Genomic DNA, 17,243 nt, shown 5'->3' with positions numbered 1-17,243 from the left:
GTTGTGCGGTGCAACAAAAGATGTCGGGGCATTCGCGTGAACATCACCGCCGCTGACGCCGTCGCCGCAGTGAGCGATTACGTTCGGCGAACGGGAATCGATTACCCGGTAACGGGATTGATCGCGGAACGCTTCGAGGCGGGCTGGTCCGTATACGCGCCGGCGCAGGTCGACAGCAGTGATCCGACGGCGTTCTTGGACATGCCGGTGGGCCGAGCGGTGTTCCTGGTTGGTGACAGCGGGCGCATCGAGCAGACATCATCGTCCACGCCGCCACAACTCGCGCGCCAGCGGTTCGCTGCGCGTGAGCACGCCATGAATCACCCTGCAGCGTTGCCGGGTTCCAGCGTGTTCATGGCGGAATTCGCCGACGCGTTCGCCAAGGCCGCAACCGGGGATCAGCCCGCTGCCGCCGACTTCACGCTGCTCGACGATCCCGTCCGACCCGATCCGCAGTCAGTGGGCCGCGATGAACAGATCGCGGAGCAAGCTTCGGCAATGCTCGACCGGATCGCCCAGGAACTGGCGAAGCTGGGCCCGCCGGGTTGGCATCAGTTCGAAGCGGTCTTCGCGCTTACGGTGCGGGCCGGAAGCGCGCAGTGCGCCTTCGCCACTGATGCCGGCTGGCAGCCGATCACCGTGCCCGAATCGATTGTGGAACTGGTTCGCGCGCAACGGGAAAAGAGCGCTCAGATGTCGGCCGGACCGTGGTGGCGGCTGATGCTGACTGTCACCGATCAAGGCCACCTGCGTGCCGACTACGACTATGGCGATCAGCCGTTTCCCGCCGACCAGCTGCAACCAGCGGAGCACTACCGCGACGACATCGCCGCCTACCCCCGGCCGCGGCTACCGATCTGGTTGGCGGGTTACCTGGCCGGACCCGCCGCTCAAGGCCGCACGCCGGCGCAGGCATCCGCAGCAGTCACAACCGACTACGCCGCCGGCCGTCGGCCCACTGCCACCGACGACATCGAGCCGCTACCCGACACTTGGGCGCGCTGGGCGGTCTTGGCCGCCGTCTACACCGGAGCGCGATCGGAATGGGGTCCGCGCATTTCTCCTGGGCTGGCGTGGTTCGAATCCGACGCACGTAGCGGGTCAAGCCTGTACATCTTGTCCCACGACCGCGCGGTACTCTCGGGCGGCCAATGGAACTCCGCCCTGTTGGCCGCCGCGTACCAAGACGGCCAACCCCTACCTGATCTGTATTGCGGTGCGCCGGAGTGGGTGAACGACACAGTGCTCAACAGCCGGTACCGCAACGGCCTACTCAGCTTCTGCTACTGGTGGAGCGACGGCCGTTGGTGGCGCGGCGCAACCGACACCTTCGACGAGCTCGATGAAGCTTTACCGGTGATCTGGACACTCGAGGAAACCGTCGATGCTATGACTGCTGTCGTGGGCCCTGGGCTCGAACAAGCTTGCGAGCGACTGCTTCTGGCGGCCGAACAGCACACCGCAACGGGTGAGGACCTCGCCGCAACACTCAGCCACTTCGCTGACCCAGACCTCGGCACGGCGCTCAACCAACTTCGCGTGGCCGGCTTGACCCCATGAGCCCCGCACTCGACAGCGCGCTCACCATCGGTGGGTTCATCGTCAGCGGAGCCGTCTTCGTCTTCCTGATTCCGTGGGGGCTGTACATGGCGGGGGTCTCAGTGGCCGACGAAACCCAGAGTCAACCGCCACCTCAGCGATCGTCGTCCGTCATACGCGTTACCGCACTCGCCATCCCGCCGATCGTGCTCGCCGGAGTCTACGTGTTGGCCTTGGCCATGGCATGGCTGACCTCCGGCGTCACGTTCTATTACCCGCTGATCGCCTTGGTGCTGGGGTTCGCGGCCTGGTACGCGGCCATCCTCGGCCTCACCGCGTGGTACCGGCGACGCCGGTAGGCCGGGTGCAACTTCGTCGGAAATTCCCGCGTTTTAGTGCTGGTGAGCTGCTTTATCCTGGCAGGAACGTACCGTTGGCTCACACGGAGGGGCCCAGAAGCCGACGGCATGAACGGGAGGGAAGTGCGATGTCTGTCGATGAACCGCCGTCGTTGGGGTCGTTGAACGATTCGACGCAGCAATTGCAACGGTGGGGCCGAGACGTACCCGAAGACGTTCTGAAAGTCGACCGGGGGGCCTTGAACCGCTGGTTCGCCGCTGCGGGACAATTAGTGGACGCGGTAAACATGCAAGTGGCCGCAGCGAGCAATCTGCGAATCAACGAGGGCGTTGTCGGCAATTTCCAATCTGCACGAGTAACGGCCCGCAATCTGAATGAATCCGCTGACGCGATAAGACAAAGACTCGCCGAGTACGCCGCCTTCGCTACGGCTCTTCACGAGTTTTCCGGTGCAGCCTATAACGCCATACAAAATGCCGACCGATAGTACGGGTCTCCCGACCTTCGATGCAGCGGTGAAGCATGTCGAATGATCCGCCCAACCTAGAGTGGACGGTGCACGATGATCAATATTTCGGCGACCTCGGTCCGGATAACCATGAGCTTCCCCACCTCATCAACTCGTACATCGGCACCAATCTCTTCCACGATCTGAGTAACCTCGAGAGCACGCGACTAGCAGGGCAAACCACCAAGGCCGCACCGCTTGAGCACATCAACACCTTCTTCGAAGGCTATAACGGGATAAAGGACGCTGGGGACGATGTCGCGGTCGAACACCACACTCACTGGAAGAATATAAACGCCGCTTTGCGCGCCGCACATGACGCTTTCAGAAACGCGATTCTTGCGGCTCAAAGAGACTTGTCTGGGGCCACCGCCTCGGCAATGTTCCGGAAAGCACAAGAATCGCTGAACTATCTCGGGTCGCTGGCGGACGCGGCCGAGCGGATGGATCCCCTTGTCGATACATTCTCGCGCGACATAAAAGAAACGAAGGACTGGTTCGTCTCGACCAAGGCACAGTTGGATAATGACGCCAAGGCCAGGGCCGCTTATATGGGCACAACGGAGGACGAAGCTCGTAAAGACCTACTGGCCGCGACTTATGACCGTGAGGCCCAGCGGACAATCCATACCTTCTACAACCCGCCCATCGAGTGGATCAGCCAACGGCATCCCGACATGTCCGCAGGCCCGCCGCAAATAGCCGGGGGTCCCGGACGGTCTGGGTCGCCATCGGCCGGTGGTGGCGCTCCCCCAGGAGGACCGAAGCCGGGCGGCTTAGGGGCACCCGATATGCCATCTCCCCTTGCCCTGGGCGCCATGAATCCCGCTGCGGCTCAACCTGCTACGCCTACGTCGCCGGCCAACGCGCTGCAAGGTCTCGGCGATGCCGCAAAGGGCGCCGGAGATGCGGCCAACAAGGCCGGCCAGCAGGCTCAGAATGCGGCGGGCCAGGCCGGAAACGCGGCGAACCAAGCGTTGGGGCAGCTTCCGAAGGGGGGACAGAACGGAGCGGGCGGTATTCCTGAAGGGGTGCTGGGTTTGGGACCCCAGGGCCTCAAGGGGGCAAGCAGTCCGTCGGGGTCGGGAGCGCGAGGTGGCGGCGCGGGCGGTACCGGTGCACGGTCGCCCGTCGTCAGCAAGCCGTCCGCTCCCGCAATGCAGCCGAGCAAAGCGGTCACCGCTGCCCCGGTGTCGCGTTCGGGTGTCTCAACCGGCTCAGGAGGCTCGGGCGCCGGCGCGCCGGTGGCCGGGCAGCGGGGTGCCCAAGGCGCAGACAAAGAACACAAAGCAGGCAAGGCGTTGCGCAACACCAAGCATGGCCAAGAGGTCATTGGTGAAACCGAGGGCGTCGTCCCGGTGGTCGGCGATGAACTCAGGGAAGGCCACCCACCGAACCGTTCAAGCTGACTAGACGACATCGCGTTATGAAACGAGCGGCGCTGAGTCGAGTCGGGCGAATTGACCTCGTCGACGTGCAGGCGATCAGCGACAACTTGGGCCGCGACTTCATCCCCCACCCGTTCGTGGTGTCGCAACCGTCACCCTTCGACAGCTACCAGGAGTACGAGAATTACCTGGCGGCCATCCCCGAACGACTCGCCCGCGGTGATCTGTCCGCCTTCGATCAGTGGATTACTTCCTACCTGCACGCCGAGATCCGAGTGGAATGCGTCGTGAGCATGGTCGGCGCCCCAAGGGGGCGCCTGCTGGCGCATCGTCGCGGACCGTTGGGATTTCTAGCCGTACAGGATTCCAAGGATCACGTGGTCGAGGTGTACACGGTGTCCGCCTACGACCTTGGTCTGGCGATCGCCGGTTCGATCGCACTCACCAATCCGGGGACACATTCAAGGATTATCATTCCTGATTTGGTGCGCCCACCGCATGGTGCCAGTGCCGCGGACGATTTCGCGGTGCTGCGCCGCGAAAGGAACGCCGGATCCGTGTCGATACCCCGGTCACACGTGGTGCGTTACACCCGGATCCAAAGCCGCTGGCAGCCGGCCCGGGAGTGGGGATTTGACCGCAGCAAGAAGACCGTTGGATACGTCTGTATCAAGGATGACGGCGACTACATCTATGCGCCGGGCTTCGACTACCTGACACCGATGACCTTGTCCGGTCTGCATAACCGGGTTGATGAACTAATCGCCGAGGATGTCACCCGGCTACGCCACTCGCGAGATGCTTAGCAGCGCAGTGACTTTCAATTCGACGGGCGCAACGACATGACGGCGTCATGTTCATGGTCGATCTCGATTAGCCCGGTGCTCACTTTGTGAATCCGGATCTTTCCCGGCATTTCCCAGAGCGTTCGGCAGGTTGTCGTGTCAATGGCTGAGACGTTCGGCTGGTCGCCCGCACCCCCCATCGTCATGACGACGATGCCATCGGAGCCGACATAGTTAGGGCCGAGGTTCATCGTGCATGTGGACCCAGGTTGAGCGGTGAGCAGGTCCCATTGCTGCCATCCCTGCTCGACGCCGTAATCGCTGCCTTGGGTCCTGACGTAGAGCTTGGTGCCGATCGTCTTGAAGTCGTCGACCAGACCTCGTGAAGGTATGGTAGCGATGGGTTTGCCTGCGGCGTCATAGATTTGAAAGTGGTCTCCCACGACCAGGGTCAACATCGCGGCGTTGGGTCGCGGGTAACTGCGTTCGGGTTCTTGACGTCCGACCTGGTGGCCGGCGGTGTCGTACATCAGGGTGCCGGTCACCTTGCCTGCGTCGAATTGGTAAGCGAACCCGCCGTTGTAAATCTCCACCTCTTCCAGTCGGGTGCCCGACGGCGGATGGGGTGTCAGGTCTCTTCCGTCGACGACCGAAAACACCCGATCTCCGCGCCTGTCGTCGGACGGCGTTGAGGGTTGCACCGCCAGGGTCAGCGATGGGACGTCCGGGTCATACAACGCTGGGGCACGAAGCTCGCCACTGCCAGGAAGAAACCAGGTGAGTTCGGCGTGCGGCCCGATACCATGAATCCCGTCTCCCCGCTTTGCTGCCACCAGATAGGCCGGCCCATACTCATAACCCACCACCTCGAGTCGCATGCCGCCGACGTCTTTGAGGTTGGGATTCAAGGTATTCGGACCGTGGTAGGTCACGACACCGCGGTCCAAGTCGATCACCCAAGCGCCGGGCGGTGGAGCATCGTCGGTTTCGCCAAAGACTCGGCTGGTGCAAATGGCCACTGCCGGGCCGTTGCTATGGCAGTCTGCGTCTGTTCCGGAGAACCCCGGTAAGGCCAACGGGGAGAACAATTTTGCGCCGGTGTCCGCATCAAGCCCGTACACCCAGCCGGTCGGCTTTTGGCACTTCCTGTCACACCCTTCCACGGTGACGAAGTAGGCCTTCTTTCCGACACGCGCGAACAGATTGCCGACTTTGACCCCTGGCGGCAATCCGATGTCCTTGGCCGACAGTCGCCAGCCCGGAACCGGCTGGCGACTCAGCGGAATCGACACAAGTAGGTCTTTGGGAGTGCCGATAGGTGGCGGCGCGGACGGCGCATAGGCGCCGTGACGGGTTGTGTCGGAGCGCTCCCATAACGCCGCGACAATCCCTCCGGCGACCACGGCGATCACGCCGAGCGCTGCCGCAGCGACCCACCACCAACGTCGCCGTGACTGACGCGGCGGCGCCTCCGACTGGTCATCGTGCTCCACCCATCGGAATCCGTGCGGCGGCAACGACGAGCCGGAGGCCATCACCTTCCACCCAACTGCGCTAGCACTTTCACCACGTTAGTCAGGGCACCGGTGCCGCAGCGATCCGACAGACCAGCAACTCACCGTGCCGCACTCCCAGTACGAACTGCACACCCACGTCATTGATAAAGTGCGTGTTCAAAGTCCACAGCGAGTCATGGCGGTCGAACGCGCCGGTGGAGACGACGTGCATGTCCTTCCCGACTGGCTCATGGTTCTTGACGGCGTTCACTTCGGCGGTCACCGTGCCCACGTTGTCCGGACACGTCAGTGCCTCGAGGTTCGCCAAATGCCGGGCGTTGCGTTCGCGAACCCATGCTCGCACCGTCGTATTGGCGGCTTCGTACGCCTGCGCATCGGTCATGGAGTCGGTGACCGCCATGGGCCGAAAGCTCGGTCCGTCTCCGCGGTCTCGGCCGAGCACCGCCACCACCAACGCCGCAATCGAAAGGCATGCCGCTAAAGCCGACAGTGGCAGCGAGATTCGACGACGAGCGCGACCGTCAGCGTTGGCCATCACACACCTTCAGACGATCGTCTTCGTTGGCTAACGTCATGGTCTCGAAGAAGAACCCGCCTCGGCCCTGGGCTTGTTCGACTTCTTGCTTCATATGTTCATCGATCGGGCGAATTCGCACCGCCACCTTCAACCATATGGTCGAGCCGTCGTCGCGGTACTGCGTCAACGCATCTGGAAAAACCAAACCCTGGTCCTGCCCGTAGTAGGCAATCGTGTTGATCCAATCGATAAGTGACTGGCTGGGGTGAGCGCAAGCTAGCTCTCGCATCCGCGCGGCGTCACCGGCGTCCTCCGCCCGATACCATTGCTCGACCACGTCGTAAGCACTCTGCGCTTTCGCCGGAGCCGGAGCTGCCACTGCGGTGAGCCGCGGCGGGTCCGACCACCGCCAATCCACCGCGAATATCGTTGCGGCAGCGGCCAAACAGCCGACCGTGACGGCCGCCAACACAAACTGCGGCCACCGGCGATGCGGCTGCGCGAAAGCAGGCTCGGTGCGTGCCGACAGTGTTCCGTCGGCGTTGCAGTCAATTACCAGCCGACACCACTGCGCCCCGTTGGTTACCGCCCGGCGGTGGTACTCGCCGAGCGCCTCCACCACACCCGCCGGCGACGATAACGGCGTCAATTCGCCCTCGGCTGCCTTTACCGAAGCTGCGACTCTCGATACCCCCGGCTCGAACTCCACATGCAGCCGCTGCCAATTCGATGGCACCTCGGCGAGCAGTGCGGTCACAGCCTCTTCGATCAAGTGACGATCACCGGCGGCTTCGGATCTCACCGAATTGACCCTATCGAACCGCCGGCCTGGCGTATGCCCGCCGCGCATATCGGCGCCAAGATCGAACGCACAGAGTCCTCAGTCAAACGACATAGGCTCGCAGCATGACCGACCCCAGCCCTGACCTGATCGCGACCGAAGACGGTGGGCAAGAACATCGTTGGCCGCTACCCGTCGACGAACGCAGCTTGCTCGACCTGATCCATATGTGCTTCGCCGAATACTGGGATGAAATTTGGTTCGGCGTCCTCATCGAGGGCGCCGCCTGGGAGGTCGCGGCGCCCAACCCGCCGAAGCGCATCTCCACCTACGACGGATACGCCACCGTAGACTTCGGCCGCTGGCATTTCCACCTGTGCATCGGCGAGCATCGGGAAAGCGGACCCGTTCTCGGCCGGATCCGCAGGTGCGCTAGCGCCGAGCTGTACCGCCGGTTCGGTGGAGACGGTCATCCGACTTCCTGGGGTGCACGGCTACACAACGGCCGCGGCGAACAGATGATGACCATCTTGCTGCCCAACCCGTTCCTGACCAATGTGCAGCAACTGCGCGAGCAGCCCGCGTGGGAGCAGCTGGAGCTGTGGGACCGGCTGCGAGCCACGTTTCTCGGACTGGCACCGGATCCGCTCGACCGCGCCGGAACAGGCTTCCAGCATGGCTAGGCGGCGGGAACACGGACGGCGGTAATCTCGTTCTCGGGGCGCTGTCGCGGCGCACCAGAAGAGGAGAAACCGCGATGGCCGTCTCGAGCGACGAACCAGAAATCACCCGTGCTGACCGTTTCATCAAGACGGCGGTGGAGATCCTTGGCGAGACCGGGCGCACTGATTTCACGGTGCAGGAAGTCGTCGCGCGCTCCAAGACGTCGCTGCGCGCATTCTATCAGCATTTCACCAGCAAGGACGAGCTGCTGCTGGCGCTTTTCGACCGGACCATCGCGCATTCGGCTCAGATGTGGCGGGCCGAGACGCACGGGCTCGACAGCACTGCCGCCCTCAAACTCGTCATCGACCGCGTCAGTCAACAGCCCGAATCCAGTACCCAGGACAGCCTCAATCGGGCCTTGAGCCTCTACAACCAACATCTCGCCGAGACCCGGCCGCGCGAGTACGCCAGGGTGCTCTCACCCCTGCACCAGTTGATTCGCGACATCGTGGGACAGGGCATCACCGAAGGAGTCTTCCGGCCGGGGCTCGATGTCGGTGCGGCCGCCGCGATTGTCATGCAAACCATCGTCGGGGCACAGCGATTGCATTGGCTCGGAAGCGAATTGAACGGCACACCGATCGACGCCGGACAACTGTACGACTTCTGCAGCCGGGCCCTCGGCATCCAAGACAGCGACGAAGTGATCGACGCGCCTTCGCTGGCCGAACTGTTCGCGCAGATCGGCTTGCGCCCGGGCACCCGCGACGGCGAGTTCGCGATGACACTGCCGGTCAGTCCGCAAGTGGTCAACACTTCCGGCGCCTTGCAAGGTGGCCTGATCGCCACGCTCGTCGATGTGGCGGGTGGGCAGTTCGGGCTCGAGCACCTGCAGCCGGGCACCACCATGACGACGGCCGACCTCTTCGTTCGCTACCTGCGGCCAATTCGGCAGGGTTCGGCGTTCGCGGTGCCCCGGATGCTGCGTTCCGGTCGACGCGCGATGGTCATGCAAGTCGACATCTACGGTGACGCGGACAAGGAGTTGCTCGCAACTGCCACGGTGAACTTCGCGGTGATCAACGGGCCCACTCCGCAACTTCCCGACTGGCCCAAGGCGTGACCGGTCGGGCAGTACACCCGCCTCCCGCGAAGTGGTAATGTCATTACCGCCTATCGAGAATCCAGACTTTGCAAGGAGATCGCCATGCCGTCTCGCGAGCTTCCGTTTCCCGTATTTGACGCCGACAACCACATGTACGAACCGCAGGAAGCGCTGACCAAGTTCCTGCCGGACAAGCGCAAGAACGTGATCGACTACGTACAGGTGCGCGGTCGCACCAAGATCGTCGTGCGCGGCCACATCAGCGAATACATCCCCAACCCGACGTTCGAAGTGGTGGCCCGCCCCGGTGCTCAAGAGGACTACTTCCGCCACGGTTCGCAGGGTAAAAGCTACCGCGAAATATTGGGCGAGCCGATGAAAGCCATCCCCGCCTTCCGTGAACCGGCCGCCCGCCTCGAGGTGATGGACGAACTCGGCATCGACTACGCGTTGATGTTCCCCACGCTGGCCAGCCTGGTCGAGGAGCGCATGAAAGACGACCCGGAGATGACGCATGACGTCATCCACGCGCTCAACGAGTGGATGCATGAGCAATGGTCGTTCAACTACGAAGGGCGCATCTTCGCCACGCCGGTGATCACCTTGCCGATCGTCGAGCGCGCTCTCGAAGAACTCGAATGGTGCCTGGAGCGCGGCGCCCGCACGGTGCTGGTGCGCCCGGCCCCAGTACCCGGTTACCGCGGCAGCAGGTCGTTCGGTCTCGAGGAATTCGATCCGTTCTGGCAGGCCTGCGTTCGCGCCGAAATACCGGTGTCGATGCACGCCTCCGACAGCGGCTACTCCGAGCTGATCAACGTGTGGGAACCCGGTGACGAATTTCTCCCGTTCAAGCCGACGGCGTTCCGCAGCCTGGCGATGGGCCACCGGCCCATCGAAGACGCCTTCGGCGCGTTGATCTGCCACGGGGCACTGTCGCGCAACCCCGATCTGCGGATCCTGTCGATCGAGAACGGCGCCGACTGGGTGCCGCATCTGTTCAAGGGACTCAAGGGCGTCTATAAGAAGATGCCGCAGGCGTTCAGCGAAGACCCCATCGAGACGTTCAAACGGTGCATCTACGTCAGCCCATTCTGGGAAGACCAATTCACCGACATCGTCAAGATGGTCGGCACCGATCGCGTCGTCTTCGGCTCCGACTGGCCGCACCCCGAGGGCCTAAAGGACCCGATCTCCTTCGTCGACGAGCTCTCCGACTTCGAGCAGGAGGACGTCGCAAAGATCATGGGCGGCAACCTGATGAAGCTCATGAAAGTCGAGGCACCCGCGTCGAAGAAGCCGGTATCTGCCTGAACCGACTCGGACGGCCCGCCGACCGGTCCGGACCCATCACCTCCCGTACCGCGCGGCCCGGCTCAACCGCCTGCCGCTGGCCCTCCACCACATACGGCAACGGGTCGAAATCCCAAGCGCCGCCGCGTCATTCTGGCCAGCAGCATCGCAGCGGTGATCTTGGTGGCCGGTCTGGTCGCGGCGTTCGCGTTGAACAAGACCGAACCGACCAACCGTACGGCCGCCACGCTGGCAAACACCGGTCCCATCACCGGCACCTATACCGCCGCCTTCGGGCCCAGCATCGACATCTCGGGCAGGCAGCAACCTGGCACCGAGCCGGCCGGAAAAGAGACGTGGAAGCTGCGGTCGATGTGCGGCCCGAGAGGGTGTGTGGCTTCCGCGGCACGAAGTACCGGGACTTATGCTCACTCAACCAATTTGATCTTCGACGACATCAGCGGTCGCTGGATCGCGGTCGCTTTGGACACCGAGAAATGCAACGGCCGCGAAATCGAGGAATGGCATTGGGTTTACTTGCTTCCTCGCCCCGACGGCAGCCTGGCCGGCGAGTGGATCTATGATTCCGTCGAGTGCTACAGCAAACGCAGTGTGACGTTCACCCGCACCGGTGACGCTGACATTGCGAGCGTTCCTGACCCGGCCAGCCTGCCGGCTCGGGTCGCTTCCCCGGCCCTGGCCCTACGAGGGTTCTATCGATCAAGAGTCACCACGGCGGCCGGCCAGCCAAAGCTCGGCGACCAAGACTTCAGCGTGGACACGTTCTGCCTGCGGGCCGGCGACCGCTGCTTAAGCCGTTTCGTCCTCACCGATTTCACCGACCATCAATTGTTCATATTCTCCAACGGCGCATGGACCGAAAATTCCGAAGAAGACGTCCCGTGTCCAGCCGGTGGAACCAGCCACGTTCGCATGACCGGCGTGTTCCCCCTACCCAAACCCGCGCAGGATCCCATAACGTCACTGTCTGGCCACGGGATGGAGGACGCTTCGGGCAGCGTGTGCAAGGGCGGCCCCTACGACCAGGTCTTCACCCGCATCAGAGACTGATTCGCGGCTCTTGGAAACGTCGCGCCGATTTGTAGATTTCCCATAATTGCCGACCTTGATCTGCTATACAGAGGGCGACGATTTGTCTACCGGCGCGCTGAGATCAACCATCCATGGATCTCCACCGCAGTCAGTTGGGGGTTGCACCATGAACCTTGGTCCAGCAGAAGCCTTTGCCGCCTCGCTCTCGTTGAGCAGCCAGCTCACATCGGAACTCGACGAACCTCGCGGCGCCCTGCGGGCAAGGACCGAACGCAGCGGGTCGGCAGTGGTCATTCGCGCGGACGGCGAGATCGACGCTGCTAACGAAATCATTTGGCAGAGCCTGCTTACCGAGACCGCCGCGGTCGCGAGTGCGCCCGGACCCTTGGTCATTGACGTCAATGGTGTCGACTTCATGGGGTGCTGCGCGCTGGCCGCCCTGGCCGACGAGGCCGAACGGTGCCAGCAGCGCGGCATCCAGTTGCGACTGGTCAGCCGGAACCCCGGCGTCACCCGGATCATCGAAGCATGTGCGCTCGACGACATCCTGCCCGTTCATTCCACCACCGAGTCGGCGCTCTCAGCGGCTTAACTCGCACCCGGGTAAGACGCGCTCTTTTCTAAACGCAGTCCCGTGGGGCACGCTAATACTGCGCGTTGACTATCTGGCCGTCGTTGCGTGCGCGTTGGCGCACCCGGCCAGATTGTTCATCGGTCCGCAGGAGGTGCGGCCAGATGGCGGCCGAGATGGACTGGGACAGCGAGGTGGGTGCGGCCGAAGACGTGCGGCGCATCTTCGAGAACATCCCTGCCATGGTCGTCGGCTTGGAGGGACCCGATCACCACTTCATCGCGGCCAACGCCGCGTATCGGGCTTTCAGCGCGACGTTCAAGAACGTCGGACAACCCGCCCGGGAGGTCTATCCCGAACTGGAAAGCCAACAGATATACGACATGTTCGACCGGGTGTACAACACTGGCGAACCCCAATCGGGAAACGAGTGGCGGATCCAGGCCGACTATGACGGCACCGGCATGCAGGAGCGCTATTTCGACTTCTTGGTCACCCCCCGCCGCCGCGCCGACGGGTCGATCGAAGGTGTACAGCTCATCTTCGATGACGTGACTACTCGGGTACAAGCCCGTTTGACCGCCGAAGCCCGGGTGAAAGAGCTCTCCGAGCGCTACCGCAACGTTCGGGACTCGGCCACCGTCATGCAGCAGGCACTGTTGGCGTCATCGGTCCCCGTCGTGCCAGGAGCCGACATCGCCGCCCAATACCTTGTCGCAGCTGAAGACACCGCCGCAGGCGGTGATTGGTTCGACGCGCTGGCACTCGGGGAACGCTTGGTGCTCATCGTCGGTGACGTGGTCGGTCACGGGGTGGAAGCCGCCGCGGTGATGTCCCAGCTGCGCACTGCTCTTCGGATGCACATCTCGGCCGGTCATACCATCGGCGAAGCGCTTGAGGCAGTGGATCGCTTCCACGAACAGGTGCCTGGATCCAAGTCGGCCACCATCTGTGTCGGTTCCCTCGAGCTGGCGACGGGCGAGTTCCAGTACTGCACCGCAGGGCATCCGCCGCCGTTGCTGGTAACCGCCGATGCGGGCTCGCGATATGTAGCGCCTTCCGGGGCTGGCCCCCTGGGAAGCGGAACCGGTTTTCCGGTGGGTCTGGAGATGCTGAACATCGGCGACGCAGTATTGCTCTACAGCGATGGCCTGATCGAACGCCCGGGCCGACCACTGGGAGCCAGCACCGCCGAATTCGCTGATCTCACCGCGAATATCGCTGCGGGCACCGGCGGATTCGTCATCGATGCACCGGCCCGGCCGATCGACCGGCTCTGTTCGGAGACGCTCGAATTGTTGTTGCGGGCCACCGGATACAACGATGACGTCACGCTGCTCGCCGCGCAGCGACGCACACCGACACCGGCTTTGAACATTACGGTGGACGCGACTGTTCATGCCGCCCGCACGGTCCGCGCTCAATTCCGCGGCTGGCTGGCCGAGATCGGTGCCGACGATGAAGACATCTCCGACATCGTTCATGCCATCTCCGAATTCGTCGAGAACGCCGTCGAACACGGTTATCGCACCGAGGTGCCCGACGGCATCGTGGTCGAGGCGACGCTGACCGGGGAGGGCAAACTGCGGGCGTCGGTCACTGACCGCGGGCAGTGGAAGGACCATCGAGAAGGTGAGCGCGGGCGCGGGCGTGGGCTGGCGATGGCCGAAGCCCTGGTCACCGAATCGCACGTCAGCCCCGACGCCGGCGGGACAACCGCCACCCTCACGCATCGGCTTTCCCGACCGGCTCGATTCATCACCGACGCAGCGGTAAGCCGGACCATTCATCCGCGAACGGTGGACAACCAATTCGTCTCTCTGATCACCGAACCCGGTCACATCGTCGTGCGTGGTGAGGTCGATTCCAACACCGCCTCCACCTTGGATCGTCAGATCGCCGTCGAAAGCCGCTCCGGCATAGCATCTTTGACTGTTGACCTCAGCGCAGTCACGCACCTCGGCTCGGCAGGGGTCAGCGCATTGGCCGCCGCTCGGGAGCGAGCACGCAAACAGGGCGGCGAATGCATCCTGATCGCACCGCCGGGCAGCGCCGCCCACCACGTCTTATCGCTGGTACAGATACCGGTGGTCGGCGGCGACGCGCAGGACATTCTCGTCCAGGACTGACGACTAACGTCTCTGGCCGTGCCGCACCTGGTTGAACGGCACCCCGCGATCGGCGGCGTATTCCCTGGGGAAGTTCAATACCCGCTCGCCAATTACGTTGCGGGCCATCTCCGTTGTGCCGCCGCCGATCGCCACCGACTGTCGAGACAGATAGCGGAAGCCGGTCTGCAAGCCCTCGCCGTAGTCACCCACGACGCCGGCCGGTCCGGCGATGGCCAGAGCGGTGTCGACCTCGAGCATCACGGTCTCGGCGTGAAACAGCCGGATGAGCGTTCCGGCGGCCGGTGGCAGTGCGCCGTCGCGAACGCTGCGCGACACGTGGTCGATCAACTGCTCGGCGACCGCACGGTGCACCAGCGCCCGGCCCGCCATCTCTTTGACTCGGGCGCTATCCGCCTGACCGGTCTTTAGCGCAAGATCGGCGTAGTCGACGGGGATGGTGTGGCCGCCCTCGCTGCCAGAACCGCTGGCGAACTCCGACCCTTGACCGACCGCGCGCCGTTCGTGATACAGCTGCCGCGAGGCCACCGCCCACCCGTTGTTCACCTCACCGACCACGGCGTCGTCACCGACGTCCACCTCGTCGAGGAATTCCTCGCAGAACTCGCTGGAACCGTTGACTTGTCTGATACGGCGCAACGTGATCCCGGGATGGTTGATGGGCACCAGGAACATCGTCAGCCCGTCGTGTTTGGGCACCTCCCAATCGGTGCGAGCCAGGCACAGACCATAGTCGGCGGCGAACGCACTGGTGCTCCATGTCTTGGCGCCGTTGATCACCCAGCGATCGCCGCGACGTTCGGCGCGGCTGATGACGCCCGCTAAATCCGACCCTCCGCTGGGTTCGCTCAAGAGCTGCACCAGCACTTCGTCACCGCGCAACGCTGCGGCGATGTGTTGCCTTTTCTGTTCTTCGCTGCCGGTGTCCAGCAGCGTGGCACAGCAGATGGTGAAGGTCGGGGTGTTGAGGATCAACGGCATTTCGTAGTTGATCGTCTCGACGTCGAAGGCCCGCTGATACTCGTAGTCCAGCCCCAGTCCCCCATATTCGCGGGGAAAACAGATACCTGCGAACCCGCCCTCGTACAGACGCTTTTGCAGTTCGCGGGCGCGCTGCCAGGAGCGTTCGTCGTCGCGCGGCGCGGCCGGCGGGGCGTCCGGGTCGATGCCGGGCATATTGTCGGCCAACCATGCGCGCGCGCGAGCGACGAATTCAGCGACGGATTCGGTCATCGGGCCACCGCCTGATATACCCGCACGTTGTGTTCCTCCGGAGTCCCGAACATGGCGCGGTACAGGGTGACTCGCCTGAGGTAGAGATGTAGGTCGTGTTCCCACGTGACACCGATGCCGCCGTGCATCTGAATACATCGCTGCACGATGGGACCCGCCAGTTCACCGGTATAGGACTTGGCGATGCTGGCTGACAGGCTGGCGTCGGGCGCGCCGGCGGCGATATCGGCGACCGCCGCGGTGGTGGTGGCGCGGCACGCCTCAACCCACAATTTCATGTCGGCGAACCCGTGTTTGAGGGCTTGGTAGGACGCCAACGGCCGGCCGAAGGAGTGCCGGTCCAGCGCCCATTGCGCGGTGAAGTCGAACACGGTCTGCAAGATCCCGACCACTTCGGCGCACTGCAGGACTTGAGCGATCTGGCTCTGCCGCTCGATGAGGGCGACCGTCTCGCTCTCTGTGCCGACCGCCGCCGATTGCGGCACCACCACACCGTCGAACTGCACCCGCGCGTACTGCTTGACCAAGTCGATGGATTGCCGAGGCACCACCGAGACGCCGGGAGCGTCGGTCGGCACCAAGAATTGACGCACGCCCGCACCGCACCGTGCCACGACCAACAGCACCGCACTCTGGGCACCCGCCTCGACGAAGTCCTTGGTGCCGTCGATGACATAACCGGTATCGGTCACCGTCGCGGTGACCTCCGGCTGCAGCGGTGCCCACCCGCGGCCGGGCTCGGAAACGGCCCAGGATGCCACCGTTTCGCCGGCCATCAGCGCATCGATCAGCGCACCGTGCGCTTCGCGATCGGCACAGCCCACCAACGCCGTAAGCACGGCGCTCACCGGGTACAACGGTCCCGGCGCAACCGTCCTGCCAAGCTGTTCGGCGACCATGGCCAAGTCGGCCAAGCCATTGTCCGACACGCTGCCGCCACCCAGCCCTTCTGGCACGAGCAAACCTGTCCAGCCGAGCTCTGCCGCCCGGCGCCACCACGACGGGTCGAAGGACACCCCCGCGGCATGCAGCTCCCGGACGTGACGCAGCGACGCTTCTTTGTGGAGAAACGCTTGGGTAGTGGAGGTAAAGAGTATCTTTTCGGGAGAGTCGACAGCGGTCATGATGCCGGCCGGACGTCCCGTGGCCATCCTTCGCGGCCGCGAAGGAAGTCGGGGGCAAAGTGTGGTTGGCTGATCATCCGCCTGATCGGTCCCTCGTCGGAGTTCGCTGGCGACTCTGATGTTAGCAATGGGCAATACCGTAAGAGATACCGGAGTTCAGTCGATAATGATGGTGACGGGCTGAAGGCGCGATGACTGAGATAAACGACGACTCGGTGAAATCGAAAGCCGACGCGATGGCGTTGGCCGAAGAAGCCGAGGCGGAAGCCGCCGAGGCCGAAGCGCTGGCTGCGGCCGCGCGCGCCAAAGCGCGGGCGGCTCGGTTGCGACGGGAAGCGCTTGCAGGGTCCGAAGAGGCCTCCGACGAGATTGACGCGTACGACGACGACGAGAGTTACTACGACGACGCCGATATCGACGACGAGTACGACGACTACTACGACGAATACGCTGAGGACTATCCCGAAGACGCCGCGGATCAGGAAGCCTTCGAAGCCGGCGAATCAGAAGATGCCGCATCGGGTGGCCGGGTTCGCCGCGCAGCGCGCAACGTTCCCTGGTCCATCATCGCCCAAGTGACTGCGGTGTTCCTGATCCTCGGATTCGCCGGTCTCAGTGGTTTCTTCGTCTGGAAGCACGATGACGCCAATGACCGCCAACATCGAGCCGCGGCGTTC

The 17,243-nt window shown here is 63.6% G+C and carries 16 protein-coding genes and 1 pseudogene; 12 read left to right on the top strand and 5 right to left on the bottom strand.

The window, feature by feature from the left end:
* Positions 1-36: 36 nt before the first annotated feature.
* The 5 genes from A9W95_RS27940 (at position 37) to A9W95_RS12995 (ending at position 4,601) form a co-directional block, all read left to right on the top strand.
* Complete coding sequence (locus A9W95_RS27940; RefSeq protein WP_067413033.1) at positions 37-1,560, top strand: hypothetical protein; 1,524 nt, start codon at positions 37-39, stop codon at positions 1,558-1,560.
* Positions 1,557-1,898: a hypothetical protein gene (locus A9W95_RS13010; RefSeq protein ID WP_067413031.1), complete on the top strand. Its 342-nt coding sequence runs from the start codon at positions 1,557-1,559 to the stop codon at positions 1,896-1,898. The genes A9W95_RS27940 and A9W95_RS13010 overlap by 4 nt, the downstream gene beginning before the upstream one ends.
* Before the next feature lie 128 nt (positions 1,899-2,026).
* Positions 2,027-2,386, top strand: coding sequence for a hypothetical protein (locus tag A9W95_RS13005; RefSeq protein ID WP_067413028.1), 360 nt, complete (start codon positions 2,027-2,029; stop codon positions 2,384-2,386).
* A 35-nt stretch (positions 2,387-2,421) separates the two neighbouring features.
* Positions 2,422-3,816 (top strand): hypothetical protein, encoded by a 1,395-nt coding sequence (locus A9W95_RS13000; protein ID WP_067413026.1) that lies wholly within the window; start codon positions 2,422-2,424, stop codon positions 3,814-3,816.
* 17 nt (positions 3,817-3,833) lie between these two features.
* Positions 3,834-4,601 (top strand): hypothetical protein, encoded by a 768-nt coding sequence (locus A9W95_RS12995; RefSeq protein ID WP_067413023.1) that lies wholly within the window; start codon positions 3,834-3,836, stop codon positions 4,599-4,601.
* 14 nt (positions 4,602-4,615) lie between these two features.
* On the opposite strand, the gene A9W95_RS12990 is transcribed toward A9W95_RS12995, so the two are convergent.
* From A9W95_RS12990 to A9W95_RS12980, 3 genes are read right to left on the bottom strand one after another with little or no spacing between them, the layout of a single operon-like run.
* Positions 4,616-6,115, bottom strand: a complete 1,500-nt coding sequence (locus A9W95_RS12990) for a hypothetical protein (protein ID WP_067413021.1) — start codon at positions 6,113-6,115, stop codon at positions 4,616-4,618.
* Positions 6,116-6,155: 40 nt separating this feature from the next.
* The gene (locus A9W95_RS12985; protein WP_156746179.1) at positions 6,156-6,632 is read right to left on the bottom strand and encodes a hypothetical protein; all 477 of its coding nucleotides are present in this window, start codon (positions 6,630-6,632) and stop codon (positions 6,156-6,158) included.
* Positions 6,619-7,416, bottom strand: a complete 798-nt coding sequence (locus A9W95_RS12980) for a hypothetical protein (protein WP_067413017.1) — start codon at positions 7,414-7,416, stop codon at positions 6,619-6,621. Before A9W95_RS12980 ends, A9W95_RS12985 begins: the two co-directional genes overlap by 14 nt.
* A 104-nt stretch (positions 7,417-7,520) precedes the next feature.
* Here A9W95_RS12980 and A9W95_RS12975 point away from each other — a divergent pair, with 104 nt between their 5' ends.
* From A9W95_RS12975 to A9W95_RS12950, 6 genes are all read left to right on the top strand, one after another.
* On the top strand, positions 7,521-8,078 hold the full coding sequence (locus A9W95_RS12975; RefSeq protein WP_067413015.1) for a hypothetical protein: 558 nt from the start codon (positions 7,521-7,523) through the stop codon (positions 8,076-8,078).
* Positions 8,079-8,152: 74 nt separating this feature from the next.
* Complete coding sequence (locus A9W95_RS12970; RefSeq protein WP_067413012.1) at positions 8,153-9,184, top strand: hotdog fold thioesterase; 1,032 nt, start codon at positions 8,153-8,155, stop codon at positions 9,182-9,184.
* Positions 9,185-9,268: 84 nt separating this feature from the next.
* Positions 9,269-10,477, top strand: a complete 1,209-nt coding sequence (locus tag A9W95_RS12965) for an amidohydrolase family protein (RefSeq protein WP_067413009.1) — start codon at positions 9,269-9,271, stop codon at positions 10,475-10,477.
* 153 nt (positions 10,478-10,630) lie between these two features.
* Positions 10,631-11,527 (top strand): hypothetical protein, encoded by an 897-nt coding sequence (locus tag A9W95_RS12960; protein WP_067413007.1) that lies wholly within the window; start codon positions 10,631-10,633, stop codon positions 11,525-11,527.
* A 148-nt stretch (positions 11,528-11,675) separates the two neighbouring features.
* Complete coding sequence (locus tag A9W95_RS12955; RefSeq protein WP_067413005.1) at positions 11,676-12,101, top strand: anti-sigma factor antagonist; 426 nt, start codon at positions 11,676-11,678, stop codon at positions 12,099-12,101.
* A gap of 143 nt (positions 12,102-12,244) precedes the next feature.
* Positions 12,245-14,209, top strand: coding sequence for a SpoIIE family protein phosphatase (locus A9W95_RS12950; RefSeq protein ID WP_067413003.1), 1,965 nt, complete (start codon positions 12,245-12,247; stop codon positions 14,207-14,209).
* A gap of 3 nt (positions 14,210-14,212) precedes the next feature.
* On the opposite strand, the gene A9W95_RS12945 is transcribed toward A9W95_RS12950, so the two are convergent.
* Together A9W95_RS12945 and A9W95_RS12940 are read right to left on the bottom strand one after the other, a co-directional pair.
* Positions 14,213-15,442 (bottom strand): acyl-CoA dehydrogenase family protein, encoded by a 1,230-nt coding sequence (locus A9W95_RS12945; RefSeq protein WP_067413001.1) that lies wholly within the window; start codon positions 15,440-15,442, stop codon positions 14,213-14,215.
* Positions 15,439-16,566 carry an acyl-CoA dehydrogenase family protein gene (locus A9W95_RS12940; protein ID WP_082983074.1) on the bottom strand — a complete coding sequence of 376 codons (1,128 nt, stop codon included), beginning with the start codon at positions 16,564-16,566 and terminating at the stop codon, positions 15,439-15,441. The genes A9W95_RS12945 and A9W95_RS12940 overlap by 4 nt, the downstream gene beginning before the upstream one ends.
* A gap of 191 nt (positions 16,567-16,757) precedes the next feature.
* On the opposite strand from A9W95_RS12940, the pseudogene A9W95_RS12935 reads away from it, so the two are divergent.
* A pseudogene (locus A9W95_RS12935) lies at positions 16,758-17,243 on the top strand (hypothetical protein); the annotation flags it as partial.

The organism is Mycobacterium sp. 1423905.2 (assembly GCF_001673155.1).
GTDB lineage: Bacteria > Actinomycetota > Actinomycetes > Mycobacteriales > Mycobacteriaceae > Mycobacterium.
The sequence above is the reverse complement of the archived record's forward strand: the minus strand, read 5'-3'. Positions and strand labels throughout refer to the sequence as shown.